This window comes from Sulfurospirillum sp. 1307 (assembly GCF_054408545.1).
The window spans coordinates 1,491,647-1,510,171 of sequence record NZ_CP176011.1 but is presented as its reverse complement, the minus strand read 5'-3'; the positions used below and the strand labels follow the sequence as shown (position 1 = coordinate 1,510,171).

16 protein-coding genes are annotated in these 18,525 nt (G+C 29.7%); 12 read left to right on the top strand and 4 right to left on the bottom strand.

The genetic code is table 11. The features are described 5' to 3' along the window. Nucleotides 1-13 precede the first annotated feature (13 nt). From leuS to ACKGJI_RS07590, 12 genes are read left to right on the top strand one after another with little or no spacing between them, the layout of a single operon-like run. A complete protein-coding gene (leuS, locus tag ACKGJI_RS07645) occupies nucleotides 14-2,464 on the top strand; it encodes a leucine--tRNA ligase (RefSeq protein ID WP_458699698.1) in 2,451 nt (816 codons plus the stop codon). Further along, nucleotides 2,464-2,967, top strand: a complete 504-nt coding sequence (gene lptE, locus ACKGJI_RS07640; RefSeq protein WP_458699697.1) for an LPS assembly lipoprotein LptE — start codon at nucleotides 2,464-2,466, stop codon at nucleotides 2,965-2,967. The genes leuS and lptE overlap by 1 nt, the downstream gene beginning before the upstream one ends. Nucleotides 2,968-2,977: 10 nt before the next feature. Beyond that, nucleotides 2,978-4,525 carry a GGDEF domain-containing protein gene (locus ACKGJI_RS07635; RefSeq protein WP_458699696.1) on the top strand — a complete coding sequence of 516 codons (1,548 nt, stop codon included), beginning with the start codon at nucleotides 2,978-2,980 and terminating at the stop codon, nucleotides 4,523-4,525. Beyond that, nucleotides 4,522-5,676 carry a bifunctional folylpolyglutamate synthase/dihydrofolate synthase gene (locus tag ACKGJI_RS07630; protein ID WP_458699695.1) on the top strand — a complete coding sequence of 385 codons (1,155 nt, stop codon included), beginning with the start codon at nucleotides 4,522-4,524 and terminating at the stop codon, nucleotides 5,674-5,676. Before ACKGJI_RS07635 ends, ACKGJI_RS07630 begins: the two co-directional genes overlap by 4 nt. Then, nucleotides 5,666-6,562 carry a M23 family metallopeptidase gene (locus tag ACKGJI_RS07625; RefSeq protein ID WP_458699694.1) on the top strand — a complete coding sequence of 299 codons (897 nt, stop codon included), beginning with the start codon at nucleotides 5,666-5,668 and terminating at the stop codon, nucleotides 6,560-6,562. Before ACKGJI_RS07630 ends, ACKGJI_RS07625 begins: the two co-directional genes overlap by 11 nt. After that, complete coding sequence (locus tag ACKGJI_RS07620) at nucleotides 6,505-6,903, top strand: bactofilin family protein (protein WP_458699693.1); 399 nt, start codon at nucleotides 6,505-6,507, stop codon at nucleotides 6,901-6,903. Before ACKGJI_RS07625 ends, ACKGJI_RS07620 begins: the two co-directional genes overlap by 58 nt. A 3-nt stretch (nucleotides 6,904-6,906) precedes the next feature. After that, nucleotides 6,907-9,879: a transcription-repair coupling factor gene (gene mfd / locus ACKGJI_RS07615; RefSeq protein WP_458699692.1), complete on the top strand. Its 2,973-nt coding sequence runs from the start codon at nucleotides 6,907-6,909 to the stop codon at nucleotides 9,877-9,879. Further along, nucleotides 9,872-10,534, top strand: a complete 663-nt coding sequence (locus ACKGJI_RS07610; RefSeq protein WP_458699691.1) for a 3-methyladenine DNA glycosylase — start codon at nucleotides 9,872-9,874, stop codon at nucleotides 10,532-10,534. Before mfd ends, ACKGJI_RS07610 begins: the two co-directional genes overlap by 8 nt. 57 nt (nucleotides 10,535-10,591) lie before the next feature. Further along, nucleotides 10,592-12,499, top strand: a complete 1,908-nt coding sequence (locus ACKGJI_RS07605; RefSeq protein ID WP_458699690.1) for an LTA synthase family protein — start codon at nucleotides 10,592-10,594, stop codon at nucleotides 12,497-12,499. Further along, entirely contained in the window at nucleotides 12,499-13,065 is a 567-nt protein-coding gene (locus ACKGJI_RS07600) for an undecaprenyl-diphosphatase (RefSeq protein WP_458699689.1), read from the top strand. Before ACKGJI_RS07605 ends, ACKGJI_RS07600 begins: the two co-directional genes overlap by 1 nt. Next, a complete protein-coding gene (locus ACKGJI_RS07595) occupies nucleotides 13,046-13,702 on the top strand; it encodes a response regulator transcription factor (protein ID WP_458699688.1) in 657 nt (218 codons plus the stop codon). The genes ACKGJI_RS07600 and ACKGJI_RS07595 overlap by 20 nt, the downstream gene beginning before the upstream one ends. Beyond that, nucleotides 13,689-15,110: a sensor histidine kinase gene (locus ACKGJI_RS07590; protein WP_458699687.1), complete on the top strand. Its 1,422-nt coding sequence runs from the start codon at nucleotides 13,689-13,691 to the stop codon at nucleotides 15,108-15,110. Before ACKGJI_RS07595 ends, ACKGJI_RS07590 begins: the two co-directional genes overlap by 14 nt. 32 nt (nucleotides 15,111-15,142) lie before the next feature. Here the strand turns inward: ACKGJI_RS07590 and ACKGJI_RS07585 are convergent, their stop codons facing one another. From ACKGJI_RS07585 to ACKGJI_RS07570, 4 genes are read right to left on the bottom strand one after another with little or no spacing between them, the layout of a single operon-like run. Then, complete coding sequence (locus tag ACKGJI_RS07585) at nucleotides 15,143-15,757, bottom strand: hypothetical protein (protein WP_458699686.1); 615 nt, start codon at nucleotides 15,755-15,757, stop codon at nucleotides 15,143-15,145. A 54-nt stretch (nucleotides 15,758-15,811) separates the two neighbouring features. Continuing rightward, on the bottom strand, nucleotides 15,812-16,780 hold the full coding sequence (locus ACKGJI_RS07580; RefSeq protein ID WP_458699685.1) for an ABC transporter permease subunit: 969 nt from the start codon (nucleotides 16,778-16,780) through the stop codon (nucleotides 15,812-15,814). After that, nucleotides 16,773-17,708, bottom strand: coding sequence for an ABC transporter permease (locus ACKGJI_RS07575; protein WP_458699684.1), 936 nt, complete (start codon nucleotides 17,706-17,708; stop codon nucleotides 16,773-16,775). Before ACKGJI_RS07575 ends, ACKGJI_RS07580 begins: the two co-directional genes overlap by 8 nt. Before the next feature lies 1 nt (nucleotide 17,709). Then, nucleotides 17,710-18,435, bottom strand: coding sequence for an ABC transporter ATP-binding protein (locus ACKGJI_RS07570; protein WP_458699683.1), 726 nt, complete (start codon nucleotides 18,433-18,435; stop codon nucleotides 17,710-17,712). Nucleotides 18,436-18,525: the final 90 nt, after the last annotated feature.

Below are 18,525 nucleotides of genomic sequence, written 5' to 3'. Positions count from 1 at the left end.
ACGGAGTAATTTTATGGACTATAATCCAATAGTTATAGAAAAAAAATGGCAAAAATATTGGAATGAAAATAATTCATTTGAGCCAAGTGAAGATTTTAGTAAAGATAAAAAATATATTTTAAGTATGTTTCCATATCCTAGTGGAAGAATACATATGGGACATGTTAGAAACTACACAATTAGTGATGCAATAGCTAGAAATTTTAGAAAACAAGGGTTCAATGTACTTCATCCAATAGGCTGGGATAGTTTTGGAATGCCTGCTGAAAATGCAGCTATTAAAAACAAAGTTCATCCAAAAAAATGGACATATGAAAACATAGATTATATGAGAAATGAGCTAAACTCTCTTGGTTTGTCATTTTCAAAAACAAGAGAGTTTGCAACAAGTGATGAGTTATATACAAAACATGAACAAGCAATTTTTATTGAAATGTTTAAAAAAGGACTTGTTTATCAAAAGAGTTCTACTGTAAACTGGTGTGAAACTTGTCATACTGTTTTAGCAAACGAGCAGGTAGAAGAGGGATGCTGTTGGAGATGTGACAATAAAGTAGAGCAAAAAGAGATGCCTGGATATTATCTAAAGATAACAGATTATGCACAAGAGCTTCTTGAAGATATAAAACTACTTGAAAAAGGTTGGCCAAATCAAGTTTTGACTATGCAAGAAAATTGGATAGGAAGAAGTGAAGGTTTAGAATTTGAATTTAATTTGAGTGATGAATCAAAAGAAAAACTTGGTAATAATTTTGATAAATATAAAGTATTTACAACAAGACCTGATACAATTTATGGTGTAACTTATAGCGCACTTGCGCCTGAACATGAAATTGTAAAATATCTGTGTGAACATAAACTTATTAGCGAAGAAAAAATTGCTAAGATTAAAGAGATGCAATCAGTTAGCGCAAGAGAAAGAGCTCAAAGAGAAAAAGAAGGGCTTAGCTTAGATATAGATGTTATTCATCCACTAACTGGTAAAAAAATTCCAATTTGGGTAGCAAATTTTGTGTTAATTGAGTATGGTGGGGGTGCAGTTATGGCAGTTCCTGCTCATGATGAAAGAGATTTTGAATTTGCAAGCAAATATAATCTTCCAATAGTTCAATCAATAAAAAGTGAAAATGAAGATTTTGATGGAAGTAAGGCAATAACAGAATATGGGGTTTTAGTAAATTCTGATAAATTTAGCGGACTAAGCTCCAATGAAGCTAAAAAAGCAATAATTGAGCATTTTGAGAGTAATGGACTTGGTAAAAAAGTCATAAATTATAAGTTAAGAGATTGGGGAATAAGTAGACAAAGATATTGGGGTGCTCCAATTCCTATGGTTCATTGTCCTAAGTGTGGTTTGGTGGCTGAGAAAAAAGAAAATCTTCCAATTGCGCTTCCTGAAGATGTAGTAATTAGTGGAGAGGGAAATCCTCTTGATACTCATCCAACTTGGAAACATACTACTTGTCCAAATTGTGGTAAAAAAGCTATAAGAGAAACTGATACTATGGATACATTTTTTCAATCAAGTTGGTATTTTCTAAGATACACAACTCCAAAAGAGTTATGGGAAGATGTACCATTTGATGAAAAGAGTGTTGATTATTGGATGAGTGTTGATCAGTATGTTGGTGGAATTGAACATGCTATCTTGCATCTTTTGTATTCTAGATTTTTTACAAAAGTATTAAGAGATTTAGGATATTGTAAAGTAGATGAGCCATTTTCAAATCTTTTAACTCAAGGTATGGTTTTAAAAGATGGCTCAAAAATGAGTAAAAGTAAAGGTAATACAGTAGATCCTGATGATATAGTAAGTAGATATGGAGCCGATACTGCGAGATTGTTTATACTTTTTGCTGCTCCTCCTGCAAAAGAATTAGAGTGGAATGACAGTGGAGTAGAGGGTGCTTATAAGTTCATAAAAAGATTGGTTGATAGAAGTAAAAATGTACTAAAAGTAGATGAACTTCCTCAAATAGATCATAATTTACTTAGTAAAGAGGCACAATTTGCTAGAAAAAAAGTTTATGAAGCTCTTAAAAAATCAAATGAAGTTTTTGAAGATGGATATGCATTTAATACTTTGATTGCTTCTTGTATGGAAGCTTTAAATGCCTTAAATTCACAAGAAAATGAGCAAGTCTGGACTGAGGGTTATTTTATCCTTTTAAATCTTCTTGAGCCGATTATCCCTCATGTTTGTTGGGAGTTAAGTAGCGAACTTTTTGGCCTTAATAACTTCAAAAAAATTGAGATAAAAGAGGAGGTATTTGTTCAATCTACTATTACTCTTCCTGTTACCATTAATGGTAAAAAAAGATGCGAAATTGAAGTAAACAAAGATAGCCAAAAAGATGAAATTTTAAAGATTGCAAAAGAAGCTTCTTTGAAATGGATTGAAAATAAAGATATAATTAAAGAGATTTATGTCCCAAATAGATTGGTAAACTTGGTGGTAAAATAATGTATAAGATAATTGGATCTTTTCTTTTAATGTTTTTTATTGTTGGTTGTGGATATAAGCCATCCGTGTATTATACTAAAGAAGCTCTTGGTAATAATATATATGTTGATGTTAGCATAAGTAGAAAAGATCCAAAAAATAGTGTTTTGATAAAAGATGCTCTAAATGAAGCTGTTATAACAAGGTTTGGTGGAAGATTAAGTACAAAAGAAATGGCTGATACTGAAATATTTTTAAAAATTGGATCTGTTACTTTTACTCCAATTTTGTATGATACTGATGGTTATGTTACTGCATACAAGGCAAAAGTGTCATTAAATATAAATTATGAATCTAAAAATAAAACAAATAGAAGCTTATCGACTAGTGGAGAATATGACTTTCCAATCCAAGCAAATACAGTAATATCTGATACAAAAAGATTTGAGGCGATTAAATACGCATCACTTGATGCTCTAAATGAGTTTGTCTCAAATATCGCATTACAAGGTATGAAAAAATAAAGAGGAAGATATGTCAAGCACTATAAATGAAATTATAAAAGAGAGTATAGAGACTATAAGAGCTGAGCATTTAACATTGACTCCAGAAAATTATGAGAGAATTTTTTGTCAAGTTGCAAAGAAAAAAGGTGTTGTTGTAGAAGATTGCCAAAAAGTTGCAAAGTATCTAAAAAAGCTTGATACAAAACTCTCGGCAGAGGCTAAAAGAGTCAATGTAGTAACTCTTGATCAACTCTTGACTTTTATAATTTCAAGGCTAAATCGTAGTAGTTCAAGCGAACAAGAACAATTGATTAGCTCACTCGTTCTTCTTTCAAAAAGAGTTTTACAAGCGATTAGTCTTCTTCATGATAAAAAAGCTTCAACATTGGCAAATGCTTCACTTGAGAGATTAGGTCTGAAACATGATTTAAAATCTGTAGAATTGATTCGTGATAAGTGGTTTGATTTTATTAGTAATTATGATGATTCTTTTTTAAAAAAATTAGACAAATATGGCAAGATAAATAAAGAAGACTTAAGTAAAATGGTTCATGACATCATAAAAATTTTAAGTGCTGATGATGAAGTTGAAATTTATAAATCTATTGCGCCTTTAGTTGTAGCAACCCTTACACCTTCAATAGCTTCAAGTATGAATGATGATTTAGCAACTATTAGCTATGAGCTTAGAAATCATCCAGAAGCACTAAGCACTCAAGCAATGCAAGAAGAGATAAAGCATTTTATCAAAAAAAGAATAGAATTAGACAAAGAAGAAGTTAAAAATAAAATCTCATCACTGGATAAAATATTAGATGAAATCAATAAAAGAGTATTTGCTCTTATTGATAGTAGTGATGTTAGTAATAAAGAAGTACAAAACATAAAAAATGATTTACAAGGTATAAATCTCTCAAAAGATAGTTTTGAATCAATTCATCAAAAATTAGTACTAATAGCAACTTCGCTAGAGTCAGAAACAAAAGGTTTAAGCCAAAAGATGGCAGAAAACCAAAAAACAATTGCAAAACTTCATACAAGGGTTAAAAAGCTAGAGCATGCGCTTGTTCAAGCTAAGCAAGAAAGCAAAGAGGACTTTTTAACAAATGTTGCAACTAAAAGAGCATTGGATAAAGAGTTAAAAAGAGTTGAAGATGCTTTTAATAGATATAAGATTGATTATACACTTTGCTTTATTGATATTGATCATTTTAAAATGGTTAATGATACTTACGGACATGAAGCAGGCGATGTTATACTCTCAAGTCTTGGTAAAATTTTAACAAAATATGTAAGACAAGCTGATTTTGTTGGAAGATATGGCGGAGAGGAATTTTTAGTAATACTTCCAGGGATTGAGCTCAATCATGGTGTGATTTTTGCAGAGAAAATTAGAAAAATTATAGAAAATTATAAATTTATGTATAAAAATGAACGCATTGATGTTAAGATAAGCTGTGGTGTTGCTCAAAGAAGTAAGTGTGGCTCCATGGAAGAGTCTGTTAGAGAAGCTGATAAAATGTTATACGCTGCAAAAGAAGCAGGAAGAAACCAAGTAATGCCAAAGATTAAATGAATTTAGATACTTTTTTATCCGCTAAGCCTCTTTATTATGCCAATATTGATTATGCAAGATTTCCTAGTATATTTAAAAAATATACATATTTATTTAAATTACCAAAAATAGTTCATATAGTAGGAACAAATGCAAAAGGCTCAACTGGAAGAGCTCTAGCTCATCTTCTACATGTAAAGGGTGTGAGCGTAGGACATTATAGTTCTCCTCATATTTTAAGATTTAATGAGAGAATTTGGTTAAATGGAGATGATGTAAGTGATGAAAAGCTTGAATTAGCTCATGAGTTTTTATCTGAAAATATAAAAAAAGAAGATTTGGATTTGATGAGTTATTTTGAGTATACTACTTTGCTTGCTATGAAAATATTTTGTGATAGTTGTGATATAGTAGTGCTAGAAGCTGGACTCGGTGGGGAGTTTGATGCTACGAATGTATTTGAAAAAACTTTAAGTATAATAACTCCAATAGACTATGACCATCAATCATTTTTAGGTAATAGTATCAAAGAAATTGCAACAACAAAGTTAAAAAGTGCCTCAAAAGATATAGTCTTAGCAAAGCAAAATGAAGAAATTGTTTATGAATTAGCATTGAAACAAGTAGAAAAAAATAAAAGCAATTTATATCTTTCAAATAGTTATCTTACTTCTAAAATTTATGAAGATTTGGAAAATTTTATAAAAGAAAATTCATATCCTCAATTTTTTTATGATAATTTTTCTTCTTCTTTGTGTGCATTTAAAATTTTAGGCTTTGAGCCAGATGTAAAGTTGTTAGAAGGTTTAAAACTTTTTGGAAGATGTCAAAGGATTTCAAAAAATATAACAATTGATGTTGGACATAATCCACTTGCTGCAAAAGCTATACAAAAAAATTTTATAGATAAAAAAGTTGTTTTAATTTATAACAGCTATAAAGATAAAGAGTATAAAAAAGTTTTAGAGATTTTACAAGCTATTATAAAAGAAGTTCAGATACTTGCTATAGACGATGATAGAATAGTTTCTAAAAAAGAGTTGATAAATACTTTAGAAAATTTAAATATAAGATATAAAAATTTTGAAAAAATTGATGAAAAAGAGGATTATCTCGTATTTGGTTCTTTTAGTGTGGTAGAAAAATTTTTATTGGGTTTTTATGAAAAATAAATTTACAATAACTATATCAGATATAAATGGCTCAAAGCATTATTTATTGCATCAAATTATAAAAAGATTTGTGCTTTACTTTACTCTTTTTGTAGTACTTCTTATCGTAGGTGGTTCATTTTTTATATCTTTTTTGATGAATGAGGTAGAAACACTTGAAAAGAAAAAAGAAGTTGCTCTAAAAGAACAACAAGTTTTAGAAAAAGAGAACAATAAGCTTCTTTCTCAAATAGAAGTTAAAACAAAAGAGTTTGATACACTAAAAGATAAAATTTCTGATATTGAAGAATTAGTCGGTATATCTGACACTTCAGACTATAAAGTTGATGTTAGGTTAGAAAATCTTAAATTTACTTCAGCACAGCAAAAAGTTTTTTTTGAAAATATTCCAAATGGAGAAGTTGTACCTTATAAAGGATATAGCGGAAAATTTGGATGGAGAGTTCATCCAATATTAAAAAGAAAAGAGTTTCACAGAGGACTTGATTTAAGAGCTGATATGAATACTCCTGTTAGAGCTCCAGCTGATGGAGTTATTGAGTATGCTGGATATCACAAAAGCAGTGGATTTGGTAATTTAGTTATCATAGATCATAACTTTGGTTTTAAAACATCCTATGGGCATTTAAGTAAAAAGTTTCCATTTAAAGCTGGTGATTATGTTAAAAAAGGCGATATAATAGCATATACAGGTAGCAGTGGTCTTTCAACTGGTCCGCATTTGCATTATGAAGTAAGATTTATAGGTAGGCCTTTAAATCCTATATATTTTGTAAAGTGGAATAGTGCAAACTTTGAAGATATTTTTAAAAAGGAGAAAAGAGTATCATGGCAATCTTTAATAAATCTGATGGAAATCAGGCATCAACTTCTGAAACAACAATAATAGCAAGTGGAGCTAATATTGAAGGTGTTTTTAATTGTAATTCTCGTTTACATGTAGATGGTGAAGTAAAAGGGCAGATTAATTCAAAAAGTATCGTAACTATTGGGAAAGCTGGTAAAATTAGTGGTGAAGTTATAGCTAAGCGTTTGATAGTAAATGGGCTTTTTGAAGGTGATGCAAATTGTGATGGAGTTGAAGTATTAGCTGGAGGCAAGTTTTTGGGTAAAGTTACTTCAAAAGAGTTAATGATTGAGGCTAAAGCACAGTTTGAAGGTGAGAGCAAAATAAAAAGAGAAAACGAAGTAAATGAAAAAAAGATAATTCCTACAAAGGATAAGTAAGATTTGCAATCATCAGTTTATGAGTTTCTAAAAAATAAAAATACCTGCGATTTAATTACAGTATCAAATGATAAAGATGCTAAGAGTGTTAGTGATGTTGTAAGGTATTGTGAATATCCAACTTTTGTTTTACCAGATTTAAGAGCTGAATATGGAGATGATTTACTTAGTTTCAAAGAAGAATTACAAGCCCTTTTCGTATCTTTAAAATCATATTACGAATGTAATTCATCAAAAAAGATTTTAATCTCTCCAATTAGAACTCTTTTTACTCCACTACCTCCAAGTGATCTTTTTAAAACAATAAGGCTTGAATTTGGCCAAAGCATAAATCTTGAATCATTTAAAGAGCAAATCTTAAATTGGGGATATAGTGTAGTTGATGTTGTTGAATCTAGGGGGGAAGTCTCTTTTAGAGGGGATATCATAGATATATTTCCAATAGATAAAGATAATGCGATTAGAATTTCTTTGTTTGATGATGAAATTGAAAGTATAAGAGAGTTTGAGTGTGAAACTCAAAAAAGTTTTAAAGAAGAATTAGAAAGCGTAGAGATAACTCCAGCTATTTTTTCACTAGATAAAGATAAGTATGAGCTAATTTCTAAAAAAATTGAAAGTATTCAAAGTGATAGTTTTTTAAAAGATATTCACTCTTTAGGGTTTTGGGCGATAGATGAATTTTCTAAGAGTTATTTTGATGAATTTAAGATTGTAGCAGTTCCAAGCGTTACATCAGATATCAACGAGATTGCACTATTTGATGAGAAAAAGGCTGAGATACTAAAAAGTTTAGAATTCATTGAAGATGCTAAAGAGTTTAAAGATTTGGAGATTTCAAGTCCAAAAACATTTTTAGATTTTCATCAAAATAAAAAAATTACAATTCTAGCCAAAAACGAAATCCTTCTAAGGCAAGAGCAAATTGATCCTTCTTTTGGATTTAAACAGAGTGATTTGATTGTCAATATAATAAGTCCAAAAGAAGTCATTTTATCACTCAATAAACCAAGCAAAAAAAAGAAAAGAAAAAAACAAGCCTCCATAATACTAGATGAGTTAAAAAACGGTGATTTAGTTGTTCATGAAAACTATGGTATCGGTGTTTTTAAAGGGCTTCAAAATACAACAGTTTTGGGTAGTACAAGAGATTTTGTAGTTATTCAATACCAAGGAGAAGACAAACTTCTGCTTCCTGTTGAAAATTTAGATGTCATTGATAGATATATAAGCGACGGTGGCTCTATTGGAGTAGTTGATAAGCTAGGTAAGGGAAGTTTTAACAAACTAAAAGCTAAAGCTAGAGAAAAACTATTTGAAATTGCAAGTGAGATTATCCAGATTGCAGCTAAAAGAGAGATGATAGAAGCTGTAAAATTAGAAGCAAATGAAAAAATTTTAGAGTTTCAAAATGATGCCGGATTTGTTTATACTGAAGATCAAAAAAAAGCTATAAATGATATATTTAGCGATCTTTCATCTGGAAAGATTATGGATAGATTACTAAGTGGAGATGTTGGTTTTGGAAAAACTGAAGTTGCTATGAATGCTATGTTTTTAAGTGCAATCAATGGCTATCAAACACTTTTAATTGCTCCAACTACTCTTCTTAGTTCACAACACTTCAAATCAGTTTATGAAAGATTTAAAAAATACAATATTAGAGTAGAAAAGTTAGATAGATTTACCTCAACTAAATCAAAGAGTAAAATTTTAAGTGATTTAAGAAGTGGAGAATTGAAAGTTTGTGTTGGTACTCACTCCTTGTTAGGAGTTGAGATGAGTAATCCTGCTTTAATAGTACTTGATGAAGAGCATAAGTTTGGAGTTAAACAAAAAGAGCAGTTAAAAAAACTAAAAAGTAGTGTACATGTACTAAGTATGAGCGCGACTCCAATACCTAGAAGTTTAAATATGGCGCTTAGCTCCATAAAACAATACTCTCAGATTTTAACTGCTCCTATAGACAGACAAGATTTGAGAACTTTTGTTAAAGAGTATGATGAAAAAATCATCAAAGAAGCAATTTTAAGAGAGCTAAGAAGGGGTGGTCAAATCTTTTTTGTACACAATAGGATTGATAGTATTGAAGATAAGAGAAAAGAGTTAGAACAGATTTTACCTTCACTAAAAATTTTAACACTTCACTCTAAAATTAGTGCTAGTGTAACTGAAAAAGAGATGATGAAGTTTGAAAACAAAGAGTATGATGTACTGCTTTCAACTTCTATCATTGAATCAGGTATTCACATACCAAATGTAAATACAATCATCATAGATAGCGCAGATAGATTTGGTATAGCTGATCTTCATCAAATGAGAGGAAGAGTTGGAAGAAGCAAGAGGCAGGGATTTTGCTACTTTTTAGTAAAAGATAAATCAAAACTAACAGACCAAGCTAAAAAAAGATTAATTGCTCTCGAAGCAAACTCATATCTTGGAAGTGGTTCAGTCTTAGCTTATCATGATTTAGAGATAAGAGGTGGAGGAAACCTCATAGGAGAAGCTCAAAGTGGACATATCAAGCATATAGGTTATACTCTTTATCTAAAAATGCTTGAAGATGCAATCAATACCCTTTTAAACAAAACTCCAGTACAGAAAAAAGAGGTTGAAATAAAACTATCAATTAGTGCGTTTATCAGTAGTGATTATATAAGTGAAGATAGAGTTAGATTGGAGCTTTATAGAAGACTTAGTAAGTGTCAGAGCGTTAGAAGTGTCCTTGATATTGAAGAAGAGATGCTAGATCGTTTTGGTGCACTTGACACTCCTACCAAGCAATTTTTAGAAATTATTACCATAAAAATTTTAGCAACGATTGCAAAAATAGTTTCAATCTCAAATTTTGGACAAAATATAACTTTAAAATATGAAAGTGATGAAAAAGAGTACCTAAAATCAAGAAGCAAAGATGATGACGATATCATAGCCACTGTATTGGCACATCTTCGAGGAAAGGTAAAAAATGGATAGTTTTGAGCTACTTAAAGCACTAAAAAACAGTGGTCATATCAAAGAAGAGAGAGAAGAGTTTTGGTGGCCAAATAGTGGTACTTTTGATGTAGTTGTAGGAGCAGTTTTAACACAACAAGCAAAGTGGGAAAAAGTAGAGAAAAGCTTGGCAAATCTAAGAGATAAAAACTTGTTAGATTTGGATTCTATTGCAAACTTAGATGGTAAAGAGTTAGCCCAGTTAATAAAACCAAGTGGATTTTATAACACAAAAGCAAAAAATCTTAAAAAACTTTGCCAAAATATAGTAAATGAATTTGAAAGTTTTGAGAATTTTGCTTTACATGTAAGCAGAGATTGGTTGCTTTCTCAAAAAGGCATAGGTGAAGAGAGTGCTGATGGTATACTTTGCTATGGCTGTAAGAAAGAAGCTATGGTAGTAGATAGCTATACCAATAGACTTGTAAAAAAGTTTGGATATGAGTTTGAAAGCTACTTGGAACTTCAAGAGTGGTTAGTGAGTGGCATTGAAGCAAACTTGGAAAAAATAGATAAACTTTATGAAAAAGAGATGCCTTTAAATCTCATCTACGCTAGATTTCACGGAAAAATCGTGGAGTTTTGCAAAGAAAATAGAAAAGGGAAAGATGTAAATATTGATAGTCTAGATATTTAGCTTTTCATTCTCATTTCATTTTCACACTTTATAATCCTCTAAATTTTGGAGGTTTATATGAGTATATTTACAAAAAATCGTTTTTCTTTAATCGTTTTGTTAATCGCTTTGTTTGTTGGCATTAGCTTTATAACTAGAACTGTACTTCTTGGTGCTAGTTTTAATCACATTGATTTTGGATTGATTCCATTGCTAAAACTTTATGGAGCTGGCTTCTTTTACGATTTAGTTGCGTCTTTATACTATGTGGCACCTTTTGCATTTTATTTAATCATAGTTCCAAATAAAATATTTAATAGTAAAATACACAAGTATATTATATGGTTATTCATACTCACACAAATCTATGCATTTGCATTTAATGGTGTATCTGAATGGTTCTTTTGGGAAGAATTTGGAAAAAGATTTAATTTCATTGCAGTTGATTATCTTGTATATACACATGAAGTAATAAACAATATCTTAGAATCTTACCCTGTACCTCTTTTAGTTTCTATTGTTCTTTTTGTTTCATTAGGAATATTTTATTTTGTAGCTAAAAAATGTACGGTTTTAGATGATGCATTTACATGGGAAGATGGTTTCTTACAAAGAATAAAACTTGGACTTATTTTTATTTTACTGCCTTTTGTCCTTTTTAATGCTTTTAACAAACAAGGTTTAGCTCATGTTTCTAAAAATAGTTATAACAATGAGTTAGCTAAAAATGGATTTTATTCACTATTTTCTGCCTTCAGAAACAATGAATTACCTTATGATGAGTTTTATAAAAGTTTAGATGACAAAGTAGCAATGTCAAATCTTTATAAACTTGAAGGCTTTGATGGAAATAAAATAAAAAGTATAAAAAATGAAGGTATAGAAAAGAAGCCTAATGTTGTATTGATTATGGTTGAGAGTTTAAGTGCTGAGTTTATGGGAGCTTTTGGTGATAAACGAGGTTTGACTCCAAACTTGGATAAGTTAGTAAAACAATCTCTATTTTTTAATAATCTTTATGCAACAGGCACAAGAACTGTTAGGGGTATGGAAGCCGTAACTCTAAGCTTGCCTCCAACTCCAGGAAGAAGTATAGTAAAAAGACCAGACAACTTTAATATGTTTTCTGCAGGATTTATTTTTAAAGATAAAGGGTATGACAATAAGTTCATCTACGCAGGTCATGGTTACTTTGATAACATGAACAGTTTTTTTTCACATAATGGATTTAACATAGTAGATAGAACAGATATGAAAGACAATGAAATAACTTTTTCCAATGTTTGGGGAGTTTGTGATGAAGACCTTTTAAGAAGAGTTTCTAAAGAGGCAGATAAATCATATAAAAGTAAAAAACCATTTTTTAGTTTTGTAATGACAACATCAAATCACAGACCATATACTTACCCTGAAGGAAGGATAGATATACCTTCTCATACAGGAAGAAGTGGAGCTGTGAAATATACAGACTTTGCAATAGATAAGTTTATAAATGAAGCAAAAAGTAAACCTTGGTTTGATAATACGATTTTTATCATAGTAGCTGATCACAATGCAGGAAGTGCAGGAAAAACACAACTTCCAGTATGGAGATACAAAATACCTTTTATAGTGTATGCACCAAAAATTGTTAATCCTGGTATTGTTAGTAAACTTTCATCTCAAGTAGATATAATGCCAACTCTATTTTCTATGTTAAATTGGAGTTATAAAAGTAAGTTTTATGGCAATGACATATTAAATAACAGTTTTAAACAAAGAGCATTTATAGGAAATTATCAAAAACTTGGATACTTAAAAGATAACAAGCTTCTGATTTTGGAGCCAAATAAAACTACTAATGAATATGAAATAGTAGAACAGACTTTAAGAAATAATAAATATAAAGAGATACAAGTAGATATGCAAAAAGAGAAAGAGGCCATCACTTATTATCAAAGTGCTAGTTACATGTACAAACATAATCTGAATAGGTGGAGTAAGTGATGAATGAGAGTTTATTTGTACTTATAAACTCTTTTGTTGGTAAAATAAGTACACTAGATTTGCTTGGGGTTTTAACAGCCCAGTATATGCCATATCTTTTTATAGTAGTAGAAGTGTATATATACTTTGGATTAAAAAAGAAAAATGAAGCAATATTTGCTTTTTATGCTATGTTAATCGGACTTTTACTAAATCAAATCATAGGGCTTTTGTATTTTCACAATCGTCCTTTTATGGATGGCATTGGTATTAGTTTGATTCATCATGCAGGTGAAAACTCTTTTCCATCTGATCACACAACTTTTATAATGGCTATTGCAATAGTTCTTTTTATGCAAGAAAAAACAAAAAAATTGGGAAAGATTTTGTTACCTTTGGCTCTTTTAGGTGGCATTGCTAGAGTATTTGTAGGTATTCATTATCCATTTGATATAATAGGCTCAATCGTGACAGCTACTTTTGCAGCATTTGTAGTGATAAAACAAAAAGAGAAACTACAATATATAAATGATATAATTTTGAAAATCGATAGGAAAATATTTAGATATGAAAATCTTAATTATTGAAGATGATGAGCATATACTCTCTTTACTAAAGCGTGGATTTGGTGAATATAACCACAGCGTAGAAGTAGCAATAGATGGAGCTGATGGAGAGTATATGGCATCAATCAATAGTTATGATGTGATTGTTCTTGATTGGATGCTTCCAAGCAAGGATGGATTGGAAGTACTTAAAGAACTTAGAATTAAAAATATAAAAACTCCCATCATTATGCTTACTGCAAAAGCTGACATTGATGATAGAGTTTTAGGGCTTCAAAATGGAGCAGATGATTACTTACCAAAACCTTTTAGCTTTAAAGAACTCCTAGCAAGAGTTGAAGCACTTTATAGAAGGACTATCTCAAGTGGAAGCAACACTATTCAAATAAAAGATATAATCATAGACATTGACAGTAAAAGAGTTAAAAAAGATGATATTGAGCTCATTTTAACTCAAAAAGAGTATGAGCTTTTACTCTTTTTGGTAAAACACAAAAACGCAATGGTATCAAATGCTATGATAGAAGAACAACTATGGAGTGAAGAAGAGTACATCAATAGCAATGTTATACAGGTGACTATCTACCACTTGCGTAAAAAGATAGGAAAAGATTTTATAAAAAGCTTTAGGGGATTGGGCTATTGTGTTGAAGTTTGAAAAGATTAGAGGAGAAATAGTATTTGCTGTAAAATCTATGATAGAAGCTAGTACTTTTTGTTATGAAAAGATATTTAGTTACCTTTTTACTCCTAGCATAAAAACTAGAGTCCTTGTTTGGTTTGGTCTTACAAGCTTTTTTATCTTGTTTATTTTTAGTGCAGCTTTTTACTATTTTTTCAATGAGAGTGTAAATCTTAAAATACAAAATCAATTATATGATAAAGCTCTATCAATCAAAGAGAGTATTCATACAGGAGAATCATTAGAAAATATTTTGCATGATAGAAGGTATCTAGATTATTATATTGCGATATTTAAAGATGAAAAAATTATTGCTAAAAATAAAAATTTTGATTATGAAAAGTTAAAGAACAAATTAAACCCAAATGAATTTTTTTATACATTTCATAAACATGAATCTATCAATGCGATATATATTCTTCCCATAAATAAACCATATAAAGCAGATATATTTATATATAAAAAGGGAATAGATGATAAAGTTGAAAATGTTATAGATACCTTGTTAGTTTTAGAGCCTATTTTGCTTCTTGTTTTGATATTTTTAGCAAGTAGGCTAATAGATAAGATTTTGGTTCCTGTAAAAAATATCACAAAAACTGCCAATGAGATAACTATAAGTGACTTTTCAAAAAGTATAAAAAGGCCAAAAGATAATGACGAGATAAGAGCATTGGTAGACTCTTTTAATGAGATGATTAGAAGATTAAAAGAGGGTGTAGAAAAAATAGAAAGATTTAACAATGATGTATCTCATGAGCTTAAAACACCACTAACCGTTATAAAAGGTGAAGTAGAGATAACTCTAGATAAATTAAGAGAACCACAAGAGTATATTAAAAGCATGAAAGTTATAGATGAAGAAGCAGAACAAATTAAAAATATTGTTGATAATTTATTATTACTTTCAAAATACTCTAAATCAAATATACAAAATTCTTATGAAATTTGTAATGTAGAATCTATTTTCTTAAAAGTGCTAGAGAAGTACAACAAGGCATTAAAAGAGAAAAAATTATCTTTACATGTAAGTAAACTTGAGAATATTCAAACAAAAGCAAATCAAGTCTTACTAGAAACTATCTTCTCAAACCTAATAGACAATGCCATAAAATATACACCAAAAAATAAAAATATATACATCTCTTTATATAAAGATGAAAAAATCCATTTTATAGTAAAAGATGAAGGTATTGGTATTCCAAAAGATAAAATTCCTTTTATAACAGATAGATTTTATAGAGTAGATGAGAGCAGAAATAAAAAAATAAAAGGATTTGGTTTGGGATTAAGCATAGTTAAAAATGCAGTTAAACTTCATAATGGCAATTTAATTATCGACTCTTTAGAAGGTATCGGAACTACTTTACATGTAGAATTGTGAACAAGTAAAAAGTTTTACTTGTTCACAGTACTTTAATCAGCTACTTCTGCACCACCTGCATCTTTTTTAACACTTGAACTTTGTGCTTTATAACCTGTTGCATTTACAATAACTGATACTTCTCTTTCATTTAGTGAGTTATAGTATAAACTATTAGGATTTGCTTGAAAATGGTTTGGTGCTTTTTTCAAATCTACATGTACAGATTTTTTTTCATTTGCACCTAGTACAAATCCATTTAATGGAAGGATATATGACTGCATCGCTCTTGTCTTTAAATCAACTATTTTATAAAATAGAGTAAAATCTGATATGTCCTTAGAACTAGTGTTTTGCAATATAATTTCTAAGTGGTCAGGGGCATCTTTTTTAGCTACTTCATCATAATTATTTTCAACTAATACTTCTCTAATTTTAAAAGCATTTACTCCTGTTGATTTTATAAATTTAGTATCGACATTAAGTGGATGTTTATCCTTTAAGTCATTTATGCCATCACCATCTGTATCTGCATTATATGGACTTGTTCCCAAAATCTTTTCAGAATTATCTGGAATCCCATCATGGTCAAAATCTTTAGCACTCATATTTTGTGCAAACATTAAACTACTACTCAGCAATATTGCTGATAAAACTTTTACTTTCATTTTTTCTCCTTGAATTTTGATTTATTATTTGTGAGTATAGCTCTTATAACATGGCTAGCCTCCTAAATAGTTTTTATTTTTTATAAGTATTAGGTAACTTAATATGTAAGCAAATATGAATGTAAACAAAATTGATAATGCATTGCCAGCATTGTCAAGCAATATTTTGCTAAGAGACATATCATTGTACATAGATTTTATACCAAAAATTGCAAACATTTCTCTCTCATAATGTTTTGTTATCGATAATTGTTCAATGCCACCTCGAATTACTTCATAATTATTGAATTTTTTCATAATTTCTTTGCTTTTTGCTCTTGTTATATTCATACTTTTAAAAAATCCACCAGGCACTTGATTGTCAGGATCCATAGTATCACCAATTTGTGGAAATATAAGTACAAAAACTAACCAAATTATAAAAGATAAAATTAGAGCATGATTGATATTCTTTTTTTGCAATGAGAGTAAAAAGGAGAGCATAAAAAACACCATTATATATAATGTAGAAAATATAACATATAAAAATAATTTTGTGATTTCAATGCCACTTAAAACTACACCACCAACAAAATATATTTCTAAAAATACTACAGTTGCAATTGCAATCATCAGTAAAAAAATAAAAACTCCATTACCGATTAATTTACCTATTGCTACCTCTTTTTTGGAAACAGTACGAGTTAATATAAGTTTTAAAGCTTTCGTATTTCTCTCTTTTGCAATGCTTATATATCCTAGAATAATTCCTAAAATAGCACCAATAATTTCAACATAATCAACTACACCTCTTAATAAATTTAAAGGATATAATTTAGGCATAGCTGTCGAGGGCATTTTACCTAGTGACTTTAAAAATGCAAGTGCACTGTTATATTCATTGAGTTGTGCGTTAAAAATCAAGAATGAAACACTTACAGACAATATAGTTAAAAAAATTAACAAAGCAACCATGTAGATAAAAGTTTTACTTCTTAAGATATCTATCCATTCTTTTTTAGCAATAATATAGATGTTATTCATAGTCATCTCCTTGCGAAACATCATATTTATTAACAGCTCTGAAAGTTATGAACAATGTTAAAAAAAACCATAGTGCCAATATACCAATATGACCAAAAGAAGAATATCTAGTGATATTTGTTGGCATATTTTGTGAAAAACCAAGTATATTTGAACTTAATTCTTTGTATTGCTCTGATATAGAAAATGGGTACACTATTTTGTGCATATTAGCAAGAATAGGTGAGTCCACAAGGTTTGTTTGTGGCAATACAGGATTAAGTGAGCCAGTAGGATACAATGCTGAACTCATTTCAGGAAGGGCAAATGTAATTACTATCCATAAAAGAAGTGGTAAAAGTATAGCTTTTGTACTACTGTTTGTTTTTATTGCAAAGTAGATTCCTAAAAAAGCAAATCCTGCCAGATATACAAAGGATACCATATAAAATTCAAAGACATTTATCAAATTTGTAAAGCTAAAAACTCCAACGAGAAATAAAGATACTATACTTATAATAAAAGATAAAATAATAGCAATAGCTAATACACTCAAAGTTGATATAGATTTTCCTATTAAAAAACTATTTTTTGAAAATGAGTTTGAAAATAAAATCCTCGTAACTCCTGCTTTTCTATCATTGATCCCAATAATATGTCCAAAAGTTATGGATAATAGTGCTCCAATTAGTGCGATATATATAATCATATTTTTTATGATTCCTAGAGATTCTTGAGAAAAAGGAATAGGAGGAACTGGTTGGTTTAATGCTTTTAATTCTATCGCTGAAGCATTGTAAATATCCATAATTGTATGATTGGTTGACCAACCAATGTAGGTTGAGAGAGCACTCATCAGCATAAATATAGAAAATATAATCAAAAAACTATTTTCTTTAAACAATAATTTTATATCTTTTTTAGCTAAGATAATAGATGCATTTGACATATTAACTCTCCTCTATATCAAAGTAAATCTCTTCTAGAGAACTTTCATCTTTAAATCTAGCCATTGTATTGTCTATGCTATCTTGATATATGAGTTTCCCATGACTTAAAACTGCAATTGTTTTACAAGTTTTTGAGACTTCTGAGAGAAGGTGAGTGTTCATAAAAATTGTCATGTTTTCTTCACGGTTTAGTTTGAGGATGATATCTCTTAACTCTTTGACTCCCATAGGATCTAGTCCACTAGTTGGCTCATCTAAAAAAAGTATTTTTGGCTTATGAATAATAGCTTGTGCAAGACCTATGCGTTGCCTCATGCCTTTTGAAAGTTCTGAAATTTTTTTATCTTTATATGAAGTGGCATTTAAAAACTCTAAGGTATTGATAATATCTTTATGAGGAGTTTCAATGCCAGATAACTTAGCAAAAAATTCTAAATTTTCATATGCACTTAATGTATCATATAATTGTACATTTTCTGGTACATAACCTATGATTGACTTTACTTTTAAACTCTCTTTTATACTATCATAACCATTTATGGTTATGGTTCCACTAGTTGGTTCCAATAAAGTTGTTAACATATTGATAGTTGTTGTTTTACCAGCTCCATTATGTCCTAAAAAGCCAAATATATCTCCTTGTTCTACTTCAAATGATATATCATTAACTGATGTGAAATTTTTGTATTTTTTTGTGAGATTTTTTACTTTTATGATTGTGTCCATGACATCTCCTTTTTTATTTGTGTATTGTAAATGGTGTAGATGAAACAAAAATGAATAAAACTTTTCATTTTTATTTCATCTTGAAATTTT